This window comes from Streptomyces sp. NPDC024555 (genome assembly GCF_055559335.1).
This window is the reverse complement of sequence record NZ_JBVHKV010000003.1, coordinates 518,831-539,339: the sequence shown is the minus strand read 5'-3', so window position 1 is coordinate 539,339 and position 20,509 is coordinate 518,831. Positions and strand designations below refer to the sequence as shown.

Annotated in this window: 21 protein-coding genes and 1 pseudogene; 9 read left to right on the top strand and 13 right to left on the bottom strand. The window is 74.2% G+C overall.

Annotated elements, in window-relative coordinates; all coding sequences use genetic code 11:
- Positions 1 to 93, top strand: a pseudogene (locus ACZ4FH_RS07725) (toxin); the annotation flags it as partial.
- 99 nt (positions 94 to 192) lie between these two features.
- Here ACZ4FH_RS07725 and ACZ4FH_RS07720 read toward each other — a convergent pair.
- The 6 genes from ACZ4FH_RS07720 to ACZ4FH_RS07695 all read right to left on the bottom strand — a co-directional run bounded on the left by ACZ4FH_RS07720 (position 193) and on the right by ACZ4FH_RS07695 (position 6,207).
- The gene (locus tag ACZ4FH_RS07720) at positions 193 to 1,476 is read right to left on the bottom strand and encodes an aspartate aminotransferase family protein (protein WP_467303068.1); all 1,284 of its coding nucleotides are present in this window, start codon (positions 1,474 to 1,476) and stop codon (positions 193 to 195) included.
- Positions 1,473 to 2,315 carry a nitrilase-related carbon-nitrogen hydrolase gene (locus ACZ4FH_RS07715; protein ID WP_467303066.1) on the bottom strand — a complete coding sequence of 281 codons (843 nt, stop codon included), beginning with the start codon at positions 2,313 to 2,315 and terminating at the stop codon, positions 1,473 to 1,475. The genes ACZ4FH_RS07720 and ACZ4FH_RS07715 overlap by 4 nt, the downstream gene beginning before the upstream one ends.
- Before the next feature lie 209 nt (positions 2,316 to 2,524).
- Positions 2,525 to 3,811, bottom strand: a complete 1,287-nt coding sequence (locus tag ACZ4FH_RS07710; RefSeq protein WP_467303064.1) for a M20 metallopeptidase family protein — start codon at positions 3,809 to 3,811, stop codon at positions 2,525 to 2,527.
- Between the two features lie 149 nt (positions 3,812 to 3,960).
- A complete protein-coding gene (locus tag ACZ4FH_RS07705; protein WP_467303063.1) occupies positions 3,961 to 5,229 on the bottom strand; it encodes a hypothetical protein in 1,269 nt (422 codons plus the stop codon).
- A 145-nt stretch (positions 5,230 to 5,374) separates the two neighbouring features.
- On the bottom strand, positions 5,375 to 5,755 hold the full coding sequence (locus tag ACZ4FH_RS07700) for a PPOX class F420-dependent oxidoreductase (RefSeq protein ID WP_383639041.1): 381 nt from the start codon (positions 5,753 to 5,755) through the stop codon (positions 5,375 to 5,377).
- A 182-nt stretch (positions 5,756 to 5,937) separates the two neighbouring features.
- On the bottom strand, positions 5,938 to 6,207 hold the full coding sequence (locus ACZ4FH_RS07695) for a helix-turn-helix domain-containing protein (RefSeq protein WP_467303061.1): 270 nt from the start codon (positions 6,205 to 6,207) through the stop codon (positions 5,938 to 5,940).
- Between the two features lie 41 nt (positions 6,208 to 6,248).
- Here ACZ4FH_RS07695 and map point away from each other — a divergent pair, with 41 nt between their 5' ends.
- Positions 6,249 to 7,016 carry a type I methionyl aminopeptidase gene (gene map, locus ACZ4FH_RS07690; RefSeq protein WP_467303060.1) on the top strand — a complete coding sequence of 256 codons (768 nt, stop codon included), beginning with the start codon at positions 6,249 to 6,251 and terminating at the stop codon, positions 7,014 to 7,016.
- A gap of 72 nt (positions 7,017 to 7,088) precedes the next feature.
- Here map and ACZ4FH_RS07685 read toward each other — a convergent pair whose 3' ends face one another.
- Together ACZ4FH_RS07685 and ggt are read right to left on the bottom strand one after the other, a co-directional pair.
- The gene (locus ACZ4FH_RS07685) at positions 7,089 to 7,898 is read right to left on the bottom strand and encodes a glycoside hydrolase family 75 protein (RefSeq protein WP_467303088.1); all 810 of its coding nucleotides are present in this window, start codon (positions 7,896 to 7,898) and stop codon (positions 7,089 to 7,091) included.
- Between the two features lie 152 nt (positions 7,899 to 8,050).
- A complete protein-coding gene (gene ggt / locus ACZ4FH_RS07680; protein ID WP_467303059.1) occupies positions 8,051 to 9,862 on the bottom strand; it encodes a gamma-glutamyltransferase in 1,812 nt (603 codons plus the stop codon).
- A 104-nt stretch (positions 9,863 to 9,966) separates the two neighbouring features.
- On the opposite strand from ggt, the gene ACZ4FH_RS07675 reads away from it, so the two are divergent.
- The gene (locus tag ACZ4FH_RS07675; RefSeq protein ID WP_467303058.1) at positions 9,967 to 10,710 is read left to right on the top strand and encodes a hypothetical protein; all 744 of its coding nucleotides are present in this window, start codon (positions 9,967 to 9,969) and stop codon (positions 10,708 to 10,710) included.
- Between the two features lie 10 nt (positions 10,711 to 10,720).
- Here the strand turns inward: ACZ4FH_RS07675 and ACZ4FH_RS07670 are convergent, their stop codons facing one another.
- Both ACZ4FH_RS07670 and ACZ4FH_RS07665 read right to left on the bottom strand, forming a co-directional pair.
- Positions 10,721 to 11,017, bottom strand: a complete 297-nt coding sequence (locus ACZ4FH_RS07670; RefSeq protein ID WP_467303057.1) for a hypothetical protein — start codon at positions 11,015 to 11,017, stop codon at positions 10,721 to 10,723.
- Positions 11,018 to 11,055: 38 nt separating this feature from the next.
- Positions 11,056 to 11,820 carry an SDR family NAD(P)-dependent oxidoreductase gene (locus tag ACZ4FH_RS07665; protein WP_467303056.1) on the bottom strand — a complete coding sequence of 255 codons (765 nt, stop codon included), beginning with the start codon at positions 11,818 to 11,820 and terminating at the stop codon, positions 11,056 to 11,058.
- A gap of 115 nt (positions 11,821 to 11,935) precedes the next feature.
- Here ACZ4FH_RS07665 and ACZ4FH_RS07660 point away from each other — a divergent pair, with 115 nt between their 5' ends.
- The 6 genes from ACZ4FH_RS07660 (at position 11,936) to ACZ4FH_RS07635 (ending at position 17,832) form a co-directional block, all read left to right on the top strand.
- Positions 11,936 to 12,568, top strand: a complete 633-nt coding sequence (locus tag ACZ4FH_RS07660) for a bifunctional 4-hydroxy-2-oxoglutarate aldolase/2-dehydro-3-deoxy-phosphogluconate aldolase (RefSeq protein ID WP_467303054.1) — start codon at positions 11,936 to 11,938, stop codon at positions 12,566 to 12,568.
- The gene (locus ACZ4FH_RS07655; RefSeq protein ID WP_467303053.1) at positions 12,565 to 13,506 is read left to right on the top strand and encodes a sugar kinase; all 942 of its coding nucleotides are present in this window, start codon (positions 12,565 to 12,567) and stop codon (positions 13,504 to 13,506) included. Before ACZ4FH_RS07660 ends, ACZ4FH_RS07655 begins: the two co-directional genes overlap by 4 nt.
- Positions 13,503 to 14,393 (top strand): SMP-30/gluconolactonase/LRE family protein, encoded by an 891-nt coding sequence (locus ACZ4FH_RS07650; protein ID WP_467303052.1) that lies wholly within the window; start codon positions 13,503 to 13,505, stop codon positions 14,391 to 14,393. The genes ACZ4FH_RS07655 and ACZ4FH_RS07650 overlap by 4 nt, the downstream gene beginning before the upstream one ends.
- 150 nt (positions 14,394 to 14,543) lie before the next feature.
- Positions 14,544 to 15,848 carry an MFS transporter gene (locus tag ACZ4FH_RS07645; RefSeq protein ID WP_467303051.1) on the top strand — a complete coding sequence of 435 codons (1,305 nt, stop codon included), beginning with the start codon at positions 14,544 to 14,546 and terminating at the stop codon, positions 15,846 to 15,848.
- A gap of 66 nt (positions 15,849 to 15,914) precedes the next feature.
- Entirely contained in the window at positions 15,915 to 17,090 is a 1,176-nt protein-coding gene (locus ACZ4FH_RS07640; protein ID WP_467303049.1) for a mandelate racemase/muconate lactonizing enzyme family protein, read from the top strand.
- Between the two features lie 79 nt (positions 17,091 to 17,169).
- Positions 17,170 to 17,832: a GntR family transcriptional regulator gene (locus tag ACZ4FH_RS07635; protein WP_467303047.1), complete on the top strand. Its 663-nt coding sequence runs from the start codon at positions 17,170 to 17,172 to the stop codon at positions 17,830 to 17,832.
- Positions 17,833 to 17,855: 23 nt separating this feature from the next.
- Here the strand turns inward: ACZ4FH_RS07635 and ACZ4FH_RS07630 are convergent, their stop codons facing one another.
- Genes ACZ4FH_RS07630 through ACZ4FH_RS07620 form a run of 3 tightly spaced genes read right to left on the bottom strand, consistent with a single transcriptional unit; the run spans position 17,856 to position 20,502 of the window.
- The gene (locus ACZ4FH_RS07630; RefSeq protein ID WP_467303045.1) at positions 17,856 to 18,380 is read right to left on the bottom strand and encodes a hypothetical protein; all 525 of its coding nucleotides are present in this window, start codon (positions 18,378 to 18,380) and stop codon (positions 17,856 to 17,858) included.
- The gene (locus ACZ4FH_RS07625; RefSeq protein ID WP_467303044.1) at positions 18,377 to 19,822 is read right to left on the bottom strand and encodes a sensor histidine kinase; all 1,446 of its coding nucleotides are present in this window, start codon (positions 19,820 to 19,822) and stop codon (positions 18,377 to 18,379) included. The genes ACZ4FH_RS07630 and ACZ4FH_RS07625 overlap by 4 nt, the downstream gene beginning before the upstream one ends.
- Complete coding sequence (locus ACZ4FH_RS07620) at positions 19,819 to 20,502, bottom strand: response regulator (protein ID WP_467303042.1); 684 nt, start codon at positions 20,500 to 20,502, stop codon at positions 19,819 to 19,821. Before ACZ4FH_RS07620 ends, ACZ4FH_RS07625 begins: the two co-directional genes overlap by 4 nt.
- Between the last annotated feature and the right edge of the window lie 7 nt (positions 20,503 to 20,509).

Below are 20,509 nucleotides of genomic sequence, written 5' to 3'. Positions count from 1 at the left end.
CGGGACGTGACGAGCGACGACATGGTGGGACGGCTCGCCAACTCGCTCGCACGGCCGGTCGCCCACCGCCGCCGGGGGTTCTTCCGCCGGTCCTGGCCCCCCCGCCCCCCCCCCCCCCCCCCCCCCCCCCCCCCCCCCCCCCGGCCCCCCCCCCGGGGGGGGCGCCCCCCCCCCCCCCCCCCCACCCCCGGCTCAGCCCAGCGAGGCCAGCGCGTCGGCGAGGACCGACGCGCCCTCCTCGGCCTCCGGGACGGAGAGCGAGAGCGGCGGGGCGATGCGCAGCACGCTGGTGTGGTGGCCGCCGCCCTTGCCGATGAGCAGCCCGCCCTCCCGGGCCGCCTCCAGCACGGCGGAGGCGGCCTCGGGATCGGCCTCGTCGGTGCCGGGGCGGACGAGTTCGATCCCGATCATCAGCCCCCGCCCGCGTACCTCGCGCACGTACGCCGAACCGGCCGCGACCGCCCGCAGCCGCTCGATGAGCAGACCGCCCACGCGCCGGGCGTTGCCCTGGAGGTCGTGGTCGAGGAGGTAGCCGAGGTTGGCGAGGCCCGCGGCCATGGTGACCGGTGAACCGCCGAACGTGGAGATGGAGTTGGCGTCCAGGCAGTTCATGACGTCGGCCCGCGCCACGACACCGCCGATGGACATCCCGTTGCCGATGCCCTTGGCGAAGGTGAGGATCTCCGGCGGCCCGTTCCGGCCGTGCGCCTGCCAGCCCCAGAAGTGCTCGCCGGTGCGCCCCCAGCCGGTCTGCACCTCGTCGGAGATCCACAGGATGCCGTGCCGGTCCAGGACCTCGCGGAAGGCCGCGTAGAGGCCGTCGGGCGGGGAGGTGAAGCCGCCGACGCCCTGGACGGGTTCGGCGATCAGCGCGGCGGGCGCCCTGGTGTGGCCGATCAGGTCCTCCAGGTCCGCGACGCAGGCGGCGATGAACTCCGCGTCGCCCAGGTGCGCGTACGGCCCCCGGGTGCGGACGCCGCCGTGCACGTACAGCGTCTGGAGCGGGGAGAGGGCGGTGGGCGACCAGGCCGCGTTCCCGGTGACGGAGACCGCCGAGAAGGACCGGCCGTGGTAGCTGTTGCGCATCGCGAGGATCTGGTTCGACCCCCGGTAGGTGGTGGCCAGGAGCAGGGCCGTGTCGTTGGCCTCGGTGCCGGAGGTGGTGAAGAAGACCCGGGCGTCGGGGATGCCGGAGAGGGCGGCGACCCGTTCGGCGAGTTCCACCATCGGCCGGTTGAGGTAGAGGGTGGAGGAGTGGATGATCCGCCTGGCCTGTTCGGTGACGGCCTTGGTGACCTCGGGCAGGGCGTGGGCGGTCATCGTGGTGAGGATGCCGCCGAAGAAGTCGAGGTAGCGCCGGCCGTCGGCGTCCCAGACGTACCGTCCCTCGCCGCGGGTGATCTCCAGCGGACGGCGGTAGTAGAGCGCCAGCCAGTCGGGGGCGACGGCCAGATGGCGGTGGTGTAGTCCGCTCACGGCGCCACCAGCCCGTCGTACGCGTCGGGCCGGCGGTCCCGGTAGAAGGCCCACTGCCGGCGGACCTCCTCGATCAACCCGAAGTCGAGGTCGCGGACCAGGAGTTCCTCGTCCGTGTCGCTGGCGGTGTCACCGACGAACTGGCCGCGCGGATCGACGAAGTAGCTGGTCCCGTAGAAGTCGTCGTCGCCGTACTCCTCCCGGCCGACGCGGTTGATGGCGGCGATGAAGTAGGCGTTGGCGACGGCGGAGGCCGGCTGTTCCAGCTTCCAGAGGTAGCTGGACAGGCCCCGCGAGGTCGCCGACGGGTTGTAGACCAACTGGGCTCCGTTGAGTCCCAGTTGACGCCAGCCCTCGGGGAAGTGGCGGTCGTAGCAGATGTAGACGCCGACCTTGCCGACGGCGGTGTCGAAGACCGGCCAGCCGGCGTTGCCGGGCTTGAAGTAGTACTTCTCCCAGAAGCCCTTGAGCTGCGGGATGTGGTGCTTGCGGTACTTGCCGAGGTAGGTGCCGTCGGCGTCGATGACGGCGGCGGTGTTGTAGTAGAAGCCCGACTGCTCGACCTCGAAGACCGGGACGACGATCACCATGCCGGTCTCCCGGGCCAGTTCGCGCATCCGCGTCACCGTCGGGCCGTCGGGCACGGACTCGGCCCAGCGGTAGTGCTCGGGATCCTGGACCTGGCAGAAGTACGGGGCGTTGAACACTTCCTGGAAGCCGATGATCCGCGCCCCCTGCCGGGCGGCCTCGCGGGCGTGCTCCTCGTGCTTGGCGATCATGGATTCGGTGTCGCCGGTCCAGGTCGCCTGGACGAGGGCGGCGCGTACGACGTGGGACATGAGCTGCTCCTTCGGCACGGCGTCAGAGAGCCTCTTCGCGTTTCTACGCCCGTAGACGCGGGCGTACGGGAGAACGTAGGCCCCGGCACACAGCGGGGCAAGACCACCACGGCGAACCGGCCGAACCGGGCGGGTTTCGCACCCGTGCGGCCGATGAGCGCGCCGGGGCCCCGGACCCCGGTGCGCGGCGGCCGGTGCGCCGTTCCGTCTCAGGCGGGGGCGATCTCCCCGTCGAGGTGGCCGTAGGCGACGTGGCAGTGGAGCCGGACGCCGGCGAGGAGCGCGTCGTCGTCGACGTAGAAGCGCGGGTTGTGGTTGGGGATCAGCCCCCGGCCGCCGGGAATCGGCTCCAGCGAGCCGTCCTCGGCCTGCCGGGCGTCCTGCGCGCCGAGCAGCACGTACACCCCGCCGTACCGGTTGACGAACTCGGAGACGTCGTCGTAGCCGAGCGTCGGCGGGGTCTCGCAGACCGCCTCGTCGCCCAGGACCCGCTTGGCGACCGGCAGGACGGCGTCGATCCACTCCCGCGTGTTGTGGACGGCCGGGACGTCCTGCCGGTACTCCACCTCGGCCGTGCAGTGGTACGCGGCGGCCGTCCGCTCCGCGAGGGTGGTCAGCCGCTTCTGGACGTCGCCCATGTCGGCCTCGACCGCGCAGCGGATCGTGCCCCACAGCGTGACCGACCCGGGCACGATGTTGAACCGGCCGACGTCCTCGATGTGCCCGATGGAGACGGTGATCGGGTCGTACGCGGGCAGCTGCCGGTACAGCTGCCCGATGCCGACCTGGATGGCACCGGCCGCGGGCACGGGGTCCACGCCCATCCACGGCGTGGAGCCGTGCACCTGCTCCCCGGTGAGGTGGATCCGGACCAGGCAGGAGGCGCCGAACTGGTTGCCGACCCGGTAGCCGAGGTACTTGTTCGGCAGCGGTGCCAGGTGCATGCCGAAGGCCATCGTCGGCTCGGGGTCGTCGCACGCCCCCTCCGCGAGCATCTGCCGCGCGCCGGACTTCTCGTCGCCCGGTGCGCCCTCCTCGGCGGGCTGGAAGACCAGGAGCACGGTGCCGGGGAGGTGTTCGCGCATCCCGGCCAGCACGGTGGCGGCGCCCAGGAGCATCGCGGTGTGCCCGTCGTGGCCGCAGGCGTGCGCCACGGGGAACGGCCCGCCCGGATAGTCCTCGTCCACGACCGTCGAGGCGAACGGCTCCCCGCTGTCCTCCTTCACCGGCAGCGCGTCGATGTCCGCCCGCAGGGCGACCACCCGGTCCCCCGGCCTGCCGCCCCGGAGCACCCCCACGACGCCGTGGCCCGAGATCCCCGTACGGACCTCGTCCAGGTCCAGCGAGGTCAGATGGTCCGCGATCAGCTTCGCGGTGGCCGCCTCCCGGTTCGACAGCTCCGGATTCCGGTGGAGATGGTGACGCCAGGCGACGACCTGCCGCTCGACGTCGGCACACCGCTGGTCCAGCTCGTCACGGATCGCCTCACTGCCCATGGTCCGGCTCCTTCGAAAGCCCCCTGCGCTGCCTCTCGCACGCTAGGGAACGGTGCCCCGGGGCACCGTCGTAGCGGGGCCGGTCGGGTGACACGGGGGCGGTGTGCCGAAGGCCGCAGGCCGATCCACGAGAAGCCGCCGGACAGGGCCTAGCCGATGCCCGCGACCCGCAGCGCGTGCTCCACGTCCCGGCCGTGCGCGTCCGAGACCGCCCTGGCGGCGGCGAGCAGCGGGGCGACGAGGCGGTGCGGGTCGCGCCGGGCGATCCCGGCCGCGTCCTGCGGTGTCCGTACGCGGACGAAGGCACCGAGCAGCGCCCCCATCTGGCGGCCCCGTCCGGCCCGGCCGAGCGCGAGCGCGGCGTCGGCGATCTCGGCGGCGGGGCGGGCCACGCCCTGGCGGAGCAGTTGTCCGCAGTCCGCCGTGCGGCCCGCTCCGGCGAGCGCGTCGGCGGCTGCGGCGAATCCCGCCGGGGGCAGCGAGGAGACCTCCCACAGGAGGGTGGGCCAGTCGGCGCCGAGCCCCGCGCGGTGGAGGGCTTCGGCGAGCAGCGGCAGCTCGGCCGCGGGGCCCCCGGCCGCTTCGCAGAGCACGCCGTGCGCCTCGCCGCTGCGCCCCTCGGCACGGAGCCGGACCAGGGTGGTGACCGTGGTCAGCGCGGAGCGCAGCGCGGCCGGGTCCGCGGGTGCGGGGCGCGTGCCGTCCCGCTCCCCGTCCGCCCCGCGCGCCGCCCCGCCGAACCTGGCGCCCCGGGGCGCGGTGGCCGCCGGGGGCGGAACGGGCAGGACGGGCGGGGCCGCGACGGGTCCGTCGTCGGCGTCCTCCAGCCCGGCGAACCGCGCGCCGCGCGGCCTGCGGCGCGCGGGGGCCGCCGCCGGGGTGTCCGTCACCTCCTCCGGCGAGGTGTGCGCCGGGGCCGGCTCGGCGCCGCTCCCGTCCGGCGAGGCCGTCACGGCCTCCAGTCTGCGGCGGAGTTCCGCGCAGCGGGCCGAGGCGCGGTGGTGGTCGTCGCGGGCCCAGGCGAGCGCGTCGGCGCCGTCCGGGTCGCGCTGGGCGGTGTCGACGCGGCGGGCCGCCTCGGTGCGGGCGCGGAGCATCGACTCCAGGCGTTCGATGAGCTGGCGGCGTCCCCCGGGGCGGCGGTCGTGGGCGGCCGCGGCGGAGACGTACAGCTCCGCCGTCCGCACCGAGGCGTGCTGCGCGAACGCGGCGCCGCGGACGGCCGCCAGATCGGCGAGCAGTGATTCCAGCACGTCCCAGGGCGGGATCTCGACCCCGTCGAGGCAGGCCCGCATGCCCTCGGGGTCGCGCCGGCAGAAGACGCCGTACCACCCCCGGGCGGAATCGAGCGGCGCCAGCACCTCCCGGAGATGGCGTGCGAACTCCCCCATGGACACCGTCTGCTGATGCACCGTCATCGTCGCCCTCGGCCGCCTTCGGCTGGAACCCTCCAGTCCGCAGGCATTCGACCGCAGCCGTGTTACGGGACGACTACACGCGCTTTACGGCCCGGGAGCGGACGGTGCGCGCCGCCCCCGCCGCACGCCCCGGGCGTGCGCCCGCTCAGAAGGTGATGGCGATCCCGGCGTGGGGGCGCTTGCCGAGGCGGACGATCAGCGCGGGATAGTCGATCAGCCAGTACTTCCAGGTGTACTTGCGGCCGATGGCCTTGCGGACGGCGGTGGTCTCCTTCTCGTCGAGCAGACGGCCGGTGCCGTCGGCCGCCGGGGCGCCCTCCTGGACGCGCCCGCGCACATCGCAGACGGTGACGCGCACCCGGCCGTCCCTGCGGAGCCGCTTGACCTTGTACGAGTCGGACCGGGTCCAGACGACCAGTTCGCCCCCGGCGACCGCGCACCACACCGGGGTGGCGACCGGGGTGCCGTCCTTCCGGTACGTGGTGAGGCTGATGTACTCGCTGCGGGCGAAGTCCTGAAGGCTCATACGTCAACCCTACGCATCCGAGGGGGACGGCGAGCCCGGCCCGGCCCCCCTCGTAGGACGCAGTGGATGTCACTTTCGGATCATGCCGGGCCCGGGGATGCGGACGGACGCCACCTCTAGGCCCTGTCGTCACACTGCCGCCTGCCCCCCTTCGGGCGACGACGGCAGTGTGACGACAGGACCTAGCCGGCGAGCGGGACGGCCTCCGGTTCCGGGGCGCAGCGCGTGAGGATCTCGTCCATGGAGAGGCCGAGCGCCCCGGCGAGCGCGGCGACGGTGAAGAAGGCGGGCGTGGGGGCGCGGCCGGTCTCGATCTTGCGCAGGGTCTCGGCGGAGATCCCGGCGCTCGCCGCGATGTCGGCCATGCTGCGGCGGCCGCGCGCCTCGCGGAGCAGTCGGCCGAGCCGTTCGCCGCGCAGGCGCTCTTCGGGGGTGAGGGGCGTTCGAACCATGCCGTCATTCTAATACCGCCCAGACCGGTATAGTAATTGGCATGGTGCAACTCAAGACAGATACATCCATCGAAGCCATGCGCGCGACCGGACGGGTCGTGGCGCGGATGCTGACAGCCGCCCGCGAGGCGGCGGCGGTCGGCGTCACTCCGCGCGAACTCGACGAGGTGGCCCGCGCGGTGCTCCGCGAGGCCGGGGCCGGATCGCCCTTCCTGAACTACCGGCCGCACTTCGCGCCGACCCCCTTCCCCGCCGTGATCTGCGCCTCCGTGAACGACGCGATCGTGCACGGCATCCCCACCGACGAGCCGCTGCGCGACGGCGACCTGGTGAGCATCGACGCGGGGGCGACCCTGGACGGCTGGGCCGGGGACTCCGCGATCAGCTTCACCGTCGGGCGGGCCCGCCCCGAGGACACCCGGCTGGTCGACACCGCCTACGAGGCCCTGGACGCGGGCATCGCGGCGGCCGTCGTCGGCAACCGGATCGGGGACATCGCGCACGCCATCGGCACCGTCTGCCGCCGGGCCGGTTACGGCATCCCGGAGGGCTTCGGCGGCCACGGCGTGGGCCGGGCCATGCACGAGGACCCGGCCGTCCCCAACGAGGGCCGGCCGGGGCGCGGCATGGTGCTGCGGCACGGCATGGTGCTGGCCATCGAGCCGATGCTGATCGGGGGCGGCGGGGACGTCTTCCACGCCGACCGCGACGGCTGGACCCTGCGGACCACCGACGGCAGCCGGGCCGCGCACGCCGAGCACACCGTGGCGATCACCGACGACGGCCCCCGGATCCTCACCGCGCTGTGAGCGGGCGGCCGGTCCGGGGCCGCCCGCCCCGGCCGACCGTACGTCCCGGTGACAGGGGCCGGGGATGCGCGGTCAGTTGTTCCGCAGGAACTCCCGGGCCAGGGCGTCCCCCGCGCTCCGGGCCGCGTCCCTGCTCTCGATCGGCTCCACGGCCGAGTCCCGGAAGAGGATGTACGTGACGCCGCCGGGGGCGCCGCCGCCCTTCGGGTCCGGGTCGATGCCCAGTTCCCCGGCCGCGGCGTAGGAGGCCTCGCCGATGAGGCCGGACGGGCCGGTGTCTCCGACGACGGCGTACGCCACCCGGTCCTCGTGCACCAGCGCGACGACACCGCCGCCGCGGATCCCGTCCCGGGCGGGGTCCCACCGGGCGCTGCGGCCCGGCACCACGACGTACGGCAGTTCGCGCGCGTCCAGCGGGCGGCCGTCGGAGGTGTGGAACGCGGTGTCGTCCTGGAAGGCGGGATCGGTGCGGGTGTTGCACGCCGCGGTCGTCCGGCCGTCGCAGTCGATGTCCAGGTCGGCCTTCCAGTGCACGGCACCCTTCGCGCCGCACACCGGGACGGTGGGCGGGGCGCCCGCGTCCGTGCGGTACAGGCCCTGCGAGATCCGGTGGCAGGAGGCGGTCCTCGCCAGCAGTTCGGCGGCTTTCACCGGAGCCGGCCGGACGGTGGCGCGGGCCGGGACGGAACGCGTGGCGCGCCGGGGCGCGGACGCCGGACGGGCGTAGGCGGCGGGGGTGAGCGCGAAGGCTCCGGGGCCCGCCCGGCGGACCGGGGCGGGCGCCTCGGGCCGGGGCAGGGCCCGGCCGTGGGCGGTGGGGGTGAGGGAGCCGGCCGCGAGCAGGGCGGCGCCGGAGACCGTGGTGAGGGCGAGCGTTCGGATGCGCACCGAGGGTGCCCTTCTGTGAGGAGTCTCTTCCGTTGCCGGGAAAAATCAGCCGGACGCCCCCCGCATGCCCCCGTCGAGGCGGCGGGGGCGGCCCGCCGCGCTGTGCGCGACCGGCCGCCCCCACCCGTACGGTTACTGACGAAACGTCACCTCTGTCGTGACGGCCTCACCACCATCGCCGAGCCGCCTCCCCTGCGGACCTTCTCGGCGGCGGCCAGCCAGCGGCCGTCCGGCAGTCGCTGCACACCGGTGGCCGCGCCGATCTCCGGATTGGCCTTGAAGACATGGCCCAGCGCCTCCAGCCGGGCGCGGACCGGGCTGTTCCAGAGCGCCGGTTCCAGTTCCGTGGCGGCGGCGTTGCGCTGGCTGGCGCGCGGGGCCGCGATGGCGTCGACCAGGGGAAGCCCCCGGTCGACCGCGCCGATCAGCGTCTGGAGCACGGTCGTGATGATCGTGGCGCCGCCGGGCGAGCCGAGGGCGAGGACCGGCCTGCCGTCCTTGAGGACGATCGTGGGCGAGATCGACGAGCGCGGGCGCTTTCCGGGGCCCGGCAGGTTCGGGTCGTGGACGGCCGGATTCGCCGGGGCGAACGAGAAGTCCGTCAGCTCGTTGTTGAGCAGGAATCCGCGGCCGGGCACGGTGATGCCGCTGCCGCCGGTCTGCTCGATGGTGAGGGTGTAGGCGACGACGTTGCCCCACTTGTCGGCGGCCGTGAGGTGGGTGGTGTTCTCGCCCTCGTACGTCGTCGGGGCGGCGGTCCCGCCCGTGGCGCAGCCGGCGGCGGGGTGGCGGGGGTCGCCCGGGGCGAGCGGGCTGGTCAGCACCGCGTCGTCCTTGATCAGGCAGGCCCGCCCGTCGGCGAACCGCTGGCCGAGCAGGCCCCGTGTCGGCACGTCCTCGAAGGCCGGGTCGCCGACCCAGCGTCCGCGGTCGGCGAAGGCGATCCGGCTGGCCTCGATGTAGCGGTGCAGATACCGCTCCTCGCTCGCCCTCGACAGATCCGTGGACTCCAGGATGTTGAGCGCCTCGCCGACCGTGGTGCCGCCGGAGGAGGACGGCGCCATGCCGTAGACGTCGAGTCCCCGGTACTCCACACGGGTCGGCGCCTGCCGCAGGGCCCGGTAGGCGCGCAGATCACGGGTGGTGAGGTCGCCGGGGCGGACCACCCGGTCCGCGGCCGGGTCGACCGGAGGGGTGCGCACGGTCCGCACGATGTCCTCGGCGAGCCGGCCCCGGTACAGCGTCTCCACGCCTTCGCGGCCGACCTCTTCGTACGTACGCGCGAGATCGGGGTTCTTGAGGACGGAGCCGATCTCCGGGAGCCGGCCGCCGGGCAGGAAGAGCTTGCGGGTGGCGGGGAAGTCGGCGAACCGGGCCTGGTTCCCCTCGGTCTGGGAGCGGAAGGTGGCGTCGACGACGAACCCGTCCCGGGCCAGCCGCTCCGCCGGCTTCAGGACCTGGCGCAGTGATCTGCTGCCCCAGGCGTCGAGTGCGGCGTCCCAGGTGGCGGGGGTGCCGGGGGTGCCGACGCCGAGTCCGCTGGTGACGGCCTCGTCGAAGCCGATGGGCTTTCCGTTCTCCAGGAAGAGCGAGGAGTCGGCGCTGCGCGGCGCGGTCTCGCGGCCGTCGATCGTCTCGACCCGGTGGGTGCGGGCGTCGTAGTGGACGAAGTAGCCACCGCCGCCCAGTCCGGCCGAGTACGGCTCGGTGACGCCGAGGGCCGCGGCGGTGGCGACGGCGGCGTCCACCGCGTTGCCCCCCTGGCGCAGCACCTCGATCCCCGCGGCCGTGGCGTCCGCGTCGACGCTGGAGACCGCTCCTCCGTAACCCACCGCCACGGGCGTCTTGGGCGGTGGCGAGGCCGGTGGCGCGGAGGAGGACGGGGCCGCCGCCCCGACCGTCACCATGGCGGCCAGAACAGCCGTTAACGACACGTTCCGTGCGACGTTGCGCCTCATGCGCACCTCCAGTGAGGGATTGTCCGCGCAGGGTAACGCCGCCCCGGCCGCCGCGTCAGGACCGCCTCGAACCTGAGGCCGAATGCCCGCTAACATGCCCGCCCATGACTGACGACGTACGCAACATCGTGCTGGGCGTGATAGCCGCCGGCATCAGCGCCGCCCTCGGCTGGCTCGCGCGCACCTACCTCTGGCGCCGCAAGCTCCGGCGCAAGCAGGCCTTCTTCGGCCTGCCGGGGAACTCGGAGTGCCTGCTCGTCGTCAATCGCGACGCGGGCGGCGACGGGGCCGTCCACCGGCACGACGTCTTCGCGCTGCTGGAGCTCTCCGCCCTGATCAAGGACTGCTCGGCGCACGCGCAGATCCTGTCCCACGACATCGCCCAGCAGGGCTTCGGCGACCGCACCGAGTTCTGTGTCGGCGGCCCGGTCTCCAACCGCCGGATGGCCGCCCATCTGCACTCCCTGCTGCCCGGTATCCGGATCAATACCGACCCGGAGCCGGGCCCGGACCGCAACGCCTTCCAGATCGGTTCGGAGCGCTACCGGGTCGAGAAGGGCGTCGCCGAGTACGTCCTCCTGGCCCGGCTGACGGCTGGTCAGGAGGCCCGTCCGGTCTTCCTGTTCTGCGGCCAGCAGGCCATCACCAACCAGGCGGCCACCCGTTATCTGACCCGCAACTACGAGCGGCTGGCCCGCAAGCACGGCAACAATTCCTTCTGCCTGCTGCTGAAGGTGGCCAACTCCCAGGCGTACGGCCCCGACGTGGTCGAGCTGGTCGCCGATGTGACCCGCGCGGCGCAGGCGCCCGCGCCGACGCCCCGCAACTCCCACCGGGCGACGGGCTGATCCGCGCCCGTCAGCCCAGGCCGCGGTGGGCGGCCCACAACTCCCCGGCCCGGCCGGCCGCGGCGGCGACCAGTGCGGCCAGTTCGGGCCGGTCGGGCACCGCGAAGGAGACATAGGCACCGCGTCCGCCGGCGACCGGGCGGCCGTACGCCTTGGCGGCGAGGCGCCCGTCAGGGAGGAGCCGGACGTTCAGCGTGCTCAGCGTGAACTCCTCTCCGCGCCGGGTGTCCGTCCAGCGGAGCTCCTCGGGGATCGTGACGTTGATCGCCAGGGCGCTCACTGCGGGCGTTTCCGGGTCGTCGCTCATCCACGGATGCTCTCACGCCCGCCGTGCGCCGGGGTGCCTCAGAGCGGCGGCAGACCCATCCGCTCGCGGTGCGCGTCACGCAGCAGGCTGGCGGGGCTGACGGCGGACGCGCCCGCGTCCAGCACGAGTTCGGACCCGTTGAGCAGGGCCGCGTCGGGGGACGCGGCGTAGGCGACGGTCCCGGCGACGTGTTCGGGCGAGCCGAGGAGGCCGAGCGGGTTGCTCTGGCGGAGCCGGTCGAGGTCCCGCTCGCCGTCGAGGCGGGACTCGGTGGCGGGGGTGCGCACCCAGCCGGGTGAGACGGTGACGAACGAGATTCCGTACTGGCCGTAGTCCACGGCCAGTTGGCGGCCGAGTGCGGCGACGGCGCCCTTGGCGGCGGCATAGGCGGGCAGCCCCGGTGCCGCCGTGCGGTGGAGGACCGATCCCACCGTGACGACCGCGCCGGAGCCCGCCGCGATCATGCCGGGCAGCACCGCGCGGACGCAGAGGAACACCGAGCCGAGGTTCGCCCGCAGCACGGCGTCCCATTCCTGCTCGGTGGTGCGGTGCAGGGGTGCGCCCCCGGTGACGCCGGCACAGGTGACGAGCACGTCGACCGCGCCTCCCGGGGCCGCGGCCGCTTCGACCGCGTCCGCCACCCCGGCGGCGTCGGTGACGTCCGCGCGGTGGAACGCGACGCCCGGGAGCGCGGGGTCGTCCCGGTCGACCCCGACGACGCGGTAGCCGTCGGCGACGAAGCGCGCCGCCACGGCGCGGCCGATGCCGCCCGCCGCTCCGGTGATCAGGGCCGTACGCGCCATCGTTCCGCACCTCACAACCAGGCCTCCGGTGACGGTCACCGGAGGAAAGGATTCCACGCTGTCCACATACCGTATACGATCTACGAAATTCCTTCAATGAGTCCGGAGGCGCCCGGTGCAACCCGACCAGCTCATCAGTGCTCTCGCTTCACGACGGCTCGTCGCCATCGTGCGCGGCCGCGATCCCGAGGCGGCGCTCGACACGGTCCTCACGCTCGTCCGCTCCGGGATCGACCTCGTCGAGGTCTCGCTCAGCGGCACCGACGCCCTGCGCGTGATAGCCGGGGCGCGGGCCGCTCTGGGCCCGGACGCGCTGCTCGGCGCGGGAACGGTGCTGACCGCCGACGACGCCCGGCGGGCGGCCGAGGCCGGCGCGGCGTACACCGTCACACCCGCGGTGACCGAGGCCGTGGCGGCCTCTCGCGCGCTCGGTCTGCCGGTCCTGGCCGGGGCCCTCACCCCCACGGAGGTCGTCGCCGCGCTGCGCGAGGGCGCCACGGCGGTGAAGCTCTTCCCGGCGGGCCACGGCGGGGTTGAGCTGCTGAAGGCCCTGCGCTCCCCGTTCCCCGACGTCCCGTTCGTCCCTGTGGGCGGGGTCGACGCCGAGGCGGCCCGCGCCCATCTGGCCGCGGGCGCGCTCGCGGTCGGGGTGGGCGGACCGCTCGTCGGCCGGGCCGCCGACGGCGATCCGGCCGGGCTCACCGAACGCGCCGCCGCGTTCCGAGCGCTGGCGGGGGTGGCCTCATGACGGACGTCCTCACCTTCGGCGAGGCCATGGTCGCGCTCCGCGCGGACCGGCCGGTCAGAACCGGCGGAGCGCTGCGGATGTCGGTCGCGGGCGCCGAGGCCAACGTCGCGATCGGCCTGGCCCGGCTCGGGCACCGGGTGCGGTGGGTCGGCTGCACGGGCGCCGACGAGTTCGGGGCCCTGGTGCTGCGCACCCTGCGCGCGGAGAGCGTCGACGTCGCGTTCGCGGCGCGGGCCGAGGGGCCGACCGGCCTCGTGGTCTTCGAGCCGCGCGTCGCGGACCTGACCCGCGTCTCGTACTACCGGGCGGGCTCGGCCGGTTCGCGCCTGGGTCCCGGGCATCTGGAACGGGCCCTGGCCGACGGCGCACGCGTCCTGCACACCACCGGCATCACGGCCGCGCTCGGCCCCGGACCCCTCCGGGCCGTCCGCGAGGCGGCCTCGACGGCGCCCGGCGGGACGACCGTCTGCCTCGACGTCAACCACCGCGCGAAGCTGTGGTCCCGCGAGGAGGCGGCCGCCGCACTGCGCCCCCTGATGCCGTACGTGGACGTCCTCGTCGCGTCCGACGACGAACTCGCCCTGGCCGCACCCGCCGACGCCCGGTCCGAGGAACGGCAGGCGCAGGCGCTCCTGGAGCTGGGAGTGCGCGAGGTCGTGGTCAAGCGCGGCGCCCACGGCGCCGAGGTCTACGACGCGTCGGGGCGTACGGCACGTCCAGCCGTCCCCGTGCCGGTCCGGGACACGGTCGGAGCCGGTGACGCCTTCGTGGCCGGGTATCTGTCGGCGTTCCTGGACGGCGAGCCGGTCGCGGGCCGGCTCGACCGCGCGGTGACGACGGGCGCGTTCGCCGTGGCCTGCGCGGGCGACTGGGAGGGGCTGCCCACCCGCGACGAGCTGCATCTGCTGCGGGCCGCCCCCGGAAGCGCGATCCGGTGACCCCGGCGGCGGCAGCCCCGGCCTGGCGTGCCCTGACACCGGCACGCCACCAGCTGGGCGAGGGCGCACGCTGGACGGGCGGCGCCCTGCACTACGTGGACCTGCTGCGGGGCGATCTGTTCCGGGTGCCCGGGGCGAGCGAGGGGACTCCCGCGCCGCTGCTGCGGCTCGGCATGCCGCTCGGCGCGGTCGCGCCCCTGGCGGGCGGGCGCGCCGGGGAGTGGATCGCGGCGGTGGGGGACGGCATCGCGCGCCTGGACGCGCGGGGCGCGGTCGAGTGGCTGGCCCGGCCCGCGCCCCGGGCCGGACGGGTCCTGCGGATGAACGACGGCGCCTGCGACCCCTCCGGACGGTTCTGGGCGGGCAGCATGGCGGTCGACGCCGCCGACGGCGCCGGGGCCCTCCACCGCACCGACCCGGACGGCACGGTCCACGAGGTGCTCGACGGCCTCACGGTGCCCAACGGCCCGGCCTTCACGGCGGACGGACGGCTGATGTACCTCGCGGACAGCGCCCGGGGCACCATCACGCGCTACCCGGTGGACCCGGCGACGGGCGGGCTCGGCGCGCCCGAACCGTTCGCCCGTCTCGCCCCCGGGGAGGGCCGTCCCGACGGCATGACGGTCGACGACGGACAGAACCTCTGGGTCGCGCTGTGGGGCGGTGGCCGCGTCCTGTGCCTGGGGCCCGACGGAACCCGCCGGTGCGCGGTGGCCGTACCGGCGGACCGCCCGACCAGCGTCGCCTTCGGCGGCGGGCTGATGTGCGTGACGACGGCCCGGCACCGGCTGGAGCGGCCGGGCCCGCTGGACGGCGCGGTGCTCGCCCGCCCCACCGAGGTGACCGCCCCGCCCGCCCTGCCGTTCGGGCCGCCGTGCGGCGGCTGAGCGTACGACCGCGCCCTGGCCCTCCCCCGGAGCGGCCGGGAGAAAAGTTCCGCCGCACCCCCTGGACGTTATTTCGTATACGGAATACCTTCATCACATCGCATCCCCCTCCGCGGCGCGCGGATTCCTCCCCAGGTGGTGTACGTCCCCATGCGCACGTCCTCAGTCCCCCAGAGCCCGGCGACGAGCCGGGACGGCCTGCCCGCACAGCAGCGGCGCACGATGGTCGCCAGCACCGTCGGCACGGTGATGGAGTGGTACGACTTCAACCTCTACGGCCTCGCCTCGGCCCTGGTGTTCGGCCCGCTCTTCTTCGGCTCGTCCTCGACCGGTGCGACGCTGGCCTCCTTCGCCACCTTCGCCGTGGGCTTCGCCGCCCGGCCGATCGGCGGCATCGTCTTCGGTCACCTCGGCGACCGCGTCGGACGCAAGCGGGTCCTGTTGATCACCATGCTCGCCATGGGCCTCGCGACCGCACTGGTCGGCGCCCTGCCCACCCACGCGGCGATCGGCGTCTGGGCCCCGGTCCTGCTGATCGTGCTGCGGATCGCCCAGGGCATCGCGGTCGGCGGCGAGTTCGCCGGCGCCACCCTCCTCACCGTGGAGAACGCGCCGCCCGGACGGCGCGGGCTGTACGGCGCCATCCCGGCCATGGGCACGGGCGCCGGATTCGTCCTGGCCAGCGCCGTCTTCGGCCTGATCTCGCTGCTGCCGGAGGACGCCTTCCTGGCCTGGGGCTGGCGCATCCCCTTCCTGCTCAGCTTCGGCCTGGTGCTCTTCGGGGTCTGGGCGCGCCGGAGCATCGAGGAGACGCCCGTCTTCTCCGAGGTCGAGGAGCGGGGCGGGACGGTCCGCTTCCCCCTCGTGCACACCCTGCGCACCCAGCCCGGCGCGGTGGTGCGCACCATGGGCATCACCGTCTCCGGATTCGTGTGGGGCTATCTGATCCAGGCCTTCGCCCTCGCGTACGCCACCAACGAGCTGGACATCCCCAGGTCCACGCTGCTCTGGGCGATCGCGCTCGCCGCCACCCTGGAGATCGGCGCGATCCCCCTGTGGGGGCACGTCTCCGACAGGATCGGCCGGCGCCGGACGGTCACCCTCGGACTCGCCGCCACCGCCGTGTTCGTCTTCCCCTTCTTCGCCCTCCTGGAGACGCGCAGCACACCGCTGGTCTTCCTGGCCTTCGTGATCGCGATGCCGCTCTGCAAGGACATGGTGTTCGGCCCCCAGGCGGCCCTGGTCGCCGAGCAGTTCGACGCGAAGGTGCGCTTCAGCGGCGTCAGCACGGGCCGCGAGATCGGCGGGGCGATCTTCGGCGGCACGGCACCGTTCATCGGTACGGCGCTGCAGTCGGCCACCGGCTCCGTCGTACCCGTCGCCCTCTACGTCCTCGCCGCCTGTGCCCTCACCCTCGTCGCGGTCTTCGCCGGGCGCGAGACCGCCCACGACTGACCGCCTTCCGACCCCACCGCCGGGCGGACCCCCGCCCGGCCGCACGACCGACTGGAGAACCCCCGCATGTCCCCGCACGCCCTGCGCATCACCAAGGTCGAGGCCCTGGCCCTGTCCGCCTCGTTCGACGACCTCTACGACTCGCCCGAGGACGTGCCGGACTGGCTGCGCCACCCGGCCGCCAGTCATCGCGTCCTGCCGCGCCGGGGCCAGTACGCGACCCTGGTCAAGGTCCACGCCGAGGACGGTTCGGTGGGCATCGGCGAGTGCTACGGCCTGCCCTCCCCCGAGGTCACCGCGACCGTCGTCGCCACCGTGCTGGCCCCGCTGCTGACCGGTCAGGACGCGCTGGCCACCACCGCGGTGTGGGAGCGCCTGTACCGGGGGCAGGCGGCGGGCGGCCACAACCGGGGCTTCTACCTGGAGGCCCTGGCCGGGATCGACCTGGCGCTGTGGGACCTGCGCGGCAAGGCCGCCGGACTCCCGGTGCACCGGCTCCTCGGCGGCCCGCTCCGCGAGCGGATCGACTGCTACGCGAGCCCCGTCGCCCTGCACGCCGACCCCGCCGACTCGGCCCGCCAGGCCCTGGGTTTCACCGAGGACGGCTTCCGGGCCCTCAAGGTCAAGATCGGCCGCGGGGAGCGCACCGACCGCGCCCATCTGACGGCCGTCCGCGAGGCCGTCGGCGACGACGTGGAGATCCTCACCGACGTCAACTGCGCGTACGACCTGGACGAGGCGACCCGTGTCGGGGGCGTCCTGCGCGAGCTGGGCATCTCCTGGTACGAGGAGCCCCTCCAGGTCGACGATCTGGCCAACCTCGGCGAACTGCGCCGCCGTACCGGCCTCACCGTCGTCAACGGCGAGACCCACTTCACCCGTTTCGATCTGCGGGACTCCCTGCTCCACCGGGCCGTGGACGTCTTCATGCCGAACGTCGCGCGGTGCGGCGGTCTCACCGAGGCCACCCGGCTGGCGGCCCTCGCCTCGGCGTTCCACGTCGACATCGCCCCGCACGGCGTCGGTTCGGGGGTCAGCCTCTGCGCGGCCCTGCAGCTCTGCGCGGCCACCCCGAATCTGCGCACCTACGAGTACAACCGGCTGCCGAATCCGATCCGCGAGCGGATCCTCGTCGATCCGCCGGAGTTCCGGGACGGGGCGCTGACCGTGCCGCGGGGTCCGGGGCTGGGCGCCGAGATCGACGAGGCGGTCGTCGACCGCTATACGGTCGCCCGGTTCTGACGGCGGGCGGCACGGACCGCCCGCCCATCGGTCCGTCCGCCCCGCCCACCCGTCGGGAGATATCGCATACGATGAACGAATGACCGAGAAGGCGTGGGCGGGCCGGCTGCCCCCCGTGAAGAGCAAGGCGGATCTCGTCCACGAGAGCCTGCGCGCGGCGATCGCGGAGGGCAAGCTGCGGCCGGGGGCCAAGGTCAACATGGACGAGCTGGCGCGGGACTACGGCGTGAGCAAGATCCCGGTCCGCGAGGCGGTCAAGCGCCTGGAGTCCGAGGGCCTCCTGGTCTCCCGGGTCCACGCCGGGGTGAGCGTCGCGGAGGTGGACCTCACCGAGATGCGCGGGGTGTTCCTCGCCCGGGAGGCGATCGAGGGCCTGATCGCGGGCCTCGTCGCCGAGCGGGCGGACGACACCGTGATCGCGGAGCTGGAAGCGGTCCAGAAGGAGATGCGCGAGGCGCTGGACGAGGGGGCCGTGGACCGGCTGCCCGGACTGAACACCTCGTTCCACCGCGCCCTCGCCTCGGCGACCGGCTACCGCATCCTCGACGAGCTGACGGACCAGCTCCTGATGACGATCCGGCGCTACCGGCTCGTCGCGCCGGCCGACCCGATGAACTGGCGCGCCGTCGTCGCGGAGCACGACACGATCATCGCCGCGCTGCGGGCCGGTGACGCGTCCGCCGCGAGCGAGGCCGCACGCGCGCACACCGTCTCCCAGGCCCGCCACGAGGTCGCGGACTGAGCGCACACGCTCCCGGACACGTCCTAGACCGCGCAGTGCGCGGGTCCGATCACCCCGTCCGTGCCGGTCACCCGCACCGCCTCGCCCCGGTCGGCGGTGCGGGCCTGGGCGGCGGTGCAGAAGAGCTGCTGGCGGGCCGGTTCGGAGAGACCGGTGACCGGACGGTCGACGCTGACCTGCACGCCCTCGGCACTGAGCTCGATCTTCACCACGGTCCGGCCCGTGGGCAGTTCGGTGCGGAGCCCGGCGTCCCGTTCGCCGCGCGAGGGTCCGGCGAAGAGCTGGGTCAGGGCCTTGTACGCGCCGGGCTCCGACCAGCCGGACACGGAGTCCGAGATGGTGCCCTCGCCGAAGGCCGCCTCCCGGACGACGGGCATCAGCCGGGCGGCGGACGACGAGGAGACGAAGTAGAGGACGGTGCCGGAATTGCCGTGCGGCACCACCTCCACGACGGCCGGTTCGCCCGCCTCGACGACGTCGGTGGCGCGGATGCCGCAGCCGGTGACGAGCAGCAGCGCGGACAGGAGCGCGACGGGGGCGGCCCTCATCGGCGTCCCAGGGGCAGGGTGACGGTGAACAGGGCGCCGCCGGACGGGGCGTTCACGGCGGTGACGGTGCCGCCGTGCAGCCGGACGTTCTCCCGGGTGATCGCGAGGCCGAGTCCGCTGCCCGCCGAACGGGTGCGGGCCGCGTCGGCCTTGTAGAAGCGGTCGAAGATGTGCGGCAGGACCTCGGCGTCGATGCCGGGGCCGGTGTCCTGGACCTCCGTCACCAGGAGCGCGGCTCCGTCGTCGTCCCGCTCGGTGCGGACGCGTACGGTGACGGGTTCCGCGCCGTGCCGCAGGGCGTTGCCGACGAGGTTGGCAACGATCACGTCGAAGCGGCGGGGGTCGAGGACCGCCCGTATGCCGTCGGGGAGTTCGGTGCGGACGCGGTCCTCCCAGTGCCGGGCCTGGAGCGTCTTGCGGACGGTCTCGGCGAGGTCGACCTCGTCGCCGTGCAGGTCGGCCGCCCCGGCGTCGAAGCGGGATATCTCCATCAGGTCCTCGACGAGTGTGGCGAGCTTTCCGGTCTCGGTGCTGATCAGCCGGACGGCCGCCGCGGTGTCGGAGTGCAGCGCCGCGGCGTCCTCGTCCAGGACCTCGGTCACGGCGAGCATACCGGCGAGCGGGGTGCGCAGTTCGTGGGCGACGTCGGAGGCGAAGCGCCGGGCCCGCTCCTCGGCCCGGCGCAACTCCTCCACGGACTGCTGGAGCTGGGTGGACGACTCGTTGAACGTCCAGGCCAGTTCGGCCAGTTCGTCGGAGCCCCGGACGGCGATCCGGGTGTCCAGCTCGCCCCGGCCGATTCCGGCGGCGGCCCGGCGCAGCTCGCGGACCGGGCGCAGCACACTGCGGGCGGCCAGCAGCGCCGGGACGAGCGCGACGAGGAGGGCGGGCACGGCCCCGTCGCGGGCGGCGGTCACCATGGCGGCGATGTTGGCCTCCTCGGTGGACAGCGGCATCACGGCGTAGACGACGAGACCGGTGGGCTGGCGGCCGTCGCCCCGGTCGAAGACCGTCGGCATGCCGACGGTGAGCCAGGGCCGGCCGCCGGAGACGACCCGCTGGAAGGAGCCGTGGGCGTTGGCCCGGGTGGCCGCGCGCAGCTCCGGGGTGATGACGCCGGAGGTCGGCCGGTCCGAGGAGGAGGCCCGCAGCGTCCCGTACTCGGCGAAGACGGTCCAGGTGTGCGATTTGCCCTGGCGGGCGAGGGCGAGGCACATCTCCCGCAGGCTCGTCGGGTCCAGGGGCAGGGTGATGCCCTGCGCCCCGACCCGGTCGCGGAACTGGGCGACGGCGGTGTCCTGCGTCTGCTGGAGGATCGCAGAGCGCGCCTCGCGGTAGGTGAGGGCCGCGGTGGCGGCGGCGCTGACGGCCGCGACGAAGAGGAACGCGGCGACGAGGCGGGTGCGCAGACCGAACCGGGCCGCGAGTCGGGGCCGTCTCATCCGACGGGGCCGAAGCGGTAGCCGAAGCCGCGGACGGTCTGGATGTAGCGGGGGCTGCCCGGCACGTCCTCCACCTTCTGCCGCAGCCGGCGCACACAGGCGTCCACCAGCCGGGCGTCCCCGTGGTAGCTGTGCTCCCAGACGTATTCGAGGAGCTGCTGCCGGCTGAAGACCTGCTCGGGCGAGGCCGAGAGATGGAGGAGCAGCTTCAGTTCGGAGGGGGCCAGCAGCAGCCGCTCCCCCGCCTTGGCGACGGTGAGCCCGACCCGGTCGACCGTCAGCGCGCCGTGCGTCTCGGTGCCGCCGCGTCCGGCCGGTTCGGCGAGCCGTCGCAGCACGGCCCGGATCCGGGCCTCGATGACCTCGGTGCGGGCGGGCTTGACGATGTAGTCGTCGGCCCCGGCCTCCAGGCCGACGACCACGTCGAAGTCGTCGCCGCGCGCGGTGAGCATGATGATCGGCAGCTGGCTGGTCTCCCGGATCAGCCGGCAGACCTGCACGCCGTTCATGCCGGGCAGCATCAGGTCGAGCAGGACCAGATCGGGCCGGAACTCCTTGAGCGCCGCGAGCCCCGCCTCACCGGTCCCGACGCCGCGCATCTCGTGACCGCGGCGGCGCAGCCCGAGTTCGACCCCTTCCCGGACGGAGGGGTCGTCTTCGATGAGCAGTACGCGGGGCATGGCGTCG

Bases quoted from the DNA above. Each gene is read 5' to 3' on its own strand.
- ACZ4FH_RS07715 (WP_467303066.1), bottom strand. From the start codon at position 2,315: ATGTCCCACGTCGTACGCGCCGCCCTCGTCCAGGCGACCTGGACCGGC.
- ACZ4FH_RS07710 (WP_467303064.1), bottom strand. From the start codon at position 3,811: ATGGGCAGTGAGGCGATCCGTGACGAGCTGGACCAGCGGTGTGCCGAC.
- ACZ4FH_RS07705 (WP_467303063.1), bottom strand. From the start codon at position 5,229: ATGACGGTGCATCAGCAGACGGTGTCCATGGGGGAGTTCGCACGCCAT.
- ACZ4FH_RS07700 (WP_383639041.1), bottom strand. From the start codon at position 5,755: ATGAGCCTTCAGGACTTCGCCCGCAGCGAGTACATCAGCCTCACCACG.
- ACZ4FH_RS07695 (WP_467303061.1), bottom strand. From the start codon at position 6,207: ATGGTTCGAACGCCCCTCACCCCCGAAGAGCGCCTGCGCGGCGAACGG.
- map (WP_467303060.1), top strand. From the start codon at position 6,249: ATGGTGCAACTCAAGACAGATACATCCATCGAAGCCATGCGCGCGACC.
- ggt (WP_467303059.1), bottom strand. From the start codon at position 9,862: ATGAGGCGCAACGTCGCACGGAACGTGTCGTTAACGGCTGTTCTGGCC.
- ACZ4FH_RS07675 (WP_467303058.1), top strand. From the start codon at position 9,967: ATGACTGACGACGTACGCAACATCGTGCTGGGCGTGATAGCCGCCGGC.
- ACZ4FH_RS07670 (WP_467303057.1), bottom strand. From the start codon at position 11,017: ATGAGCGACGACCCGGAAACGCCCGCAGTGAGCGCCCTGGCGATCAAC.
- ACZ4FH_RS07665 (WP_467303056.1), bottom strand. From the start codon at position 11,820: ATGGCGCGTACGGCCCTGATCACCGGAGCGGCGGGCGGCATCGGCCGC.
- ACZ4FH_RS07655 (WP_467303053.1), top strand. From the start codon at position 12,565: ATGACGGACGTCCTCACCTTCGGCGAGGCCATGGTCGCGCTCCGCGCG.
- ACZ4FH_RS07645 (WP_467303051.1), top strand. From the start codon at position 14,544: ATGCGCACGTCCTCAGTCCCCCAGAGCCCGGCGACGAGCCGGGACGGC.
- ACZ4FH_RS07640 (WP_467303049.1), top strand. From the start codon at position 15,915: ATGTCCCCGCACGCCCTGCGCATCACCAAGGTCGAGGCCCTGGCCCTG.
- ACZ4FH_RS07635 (WP_467303047.1), top strand. From the start codon at position 17,170: ATGACCGAGAAGGCGTGGGCGGGCCGGCTGCCCCCCGTGAAGAGCAAG.
- ACZ4FH_RS07630 (WP_467303045.1), bottom strand. From the start codon at position 18,380: ATGAGGGCCGCCCCCGTCGCGCTCCTGTCCGCGCTGCTGCTCGTCACC.
- ACZ4FH_RS07625 (WP_467303044.1), bottom strand. From the start codon at position 19,822: ATGAGACGGCCCCGACTCGCGGCCCGGTTCGGTCTGCGCACCCGCCTC.
- ACZ4FH_RS07620 (WP_467303042.1), bottom strand. From the start codon at position 20,502: ATGCCCCGCGTACTGCTCATCGAAGACGACCCCTCCGTCCGGGAAGGG.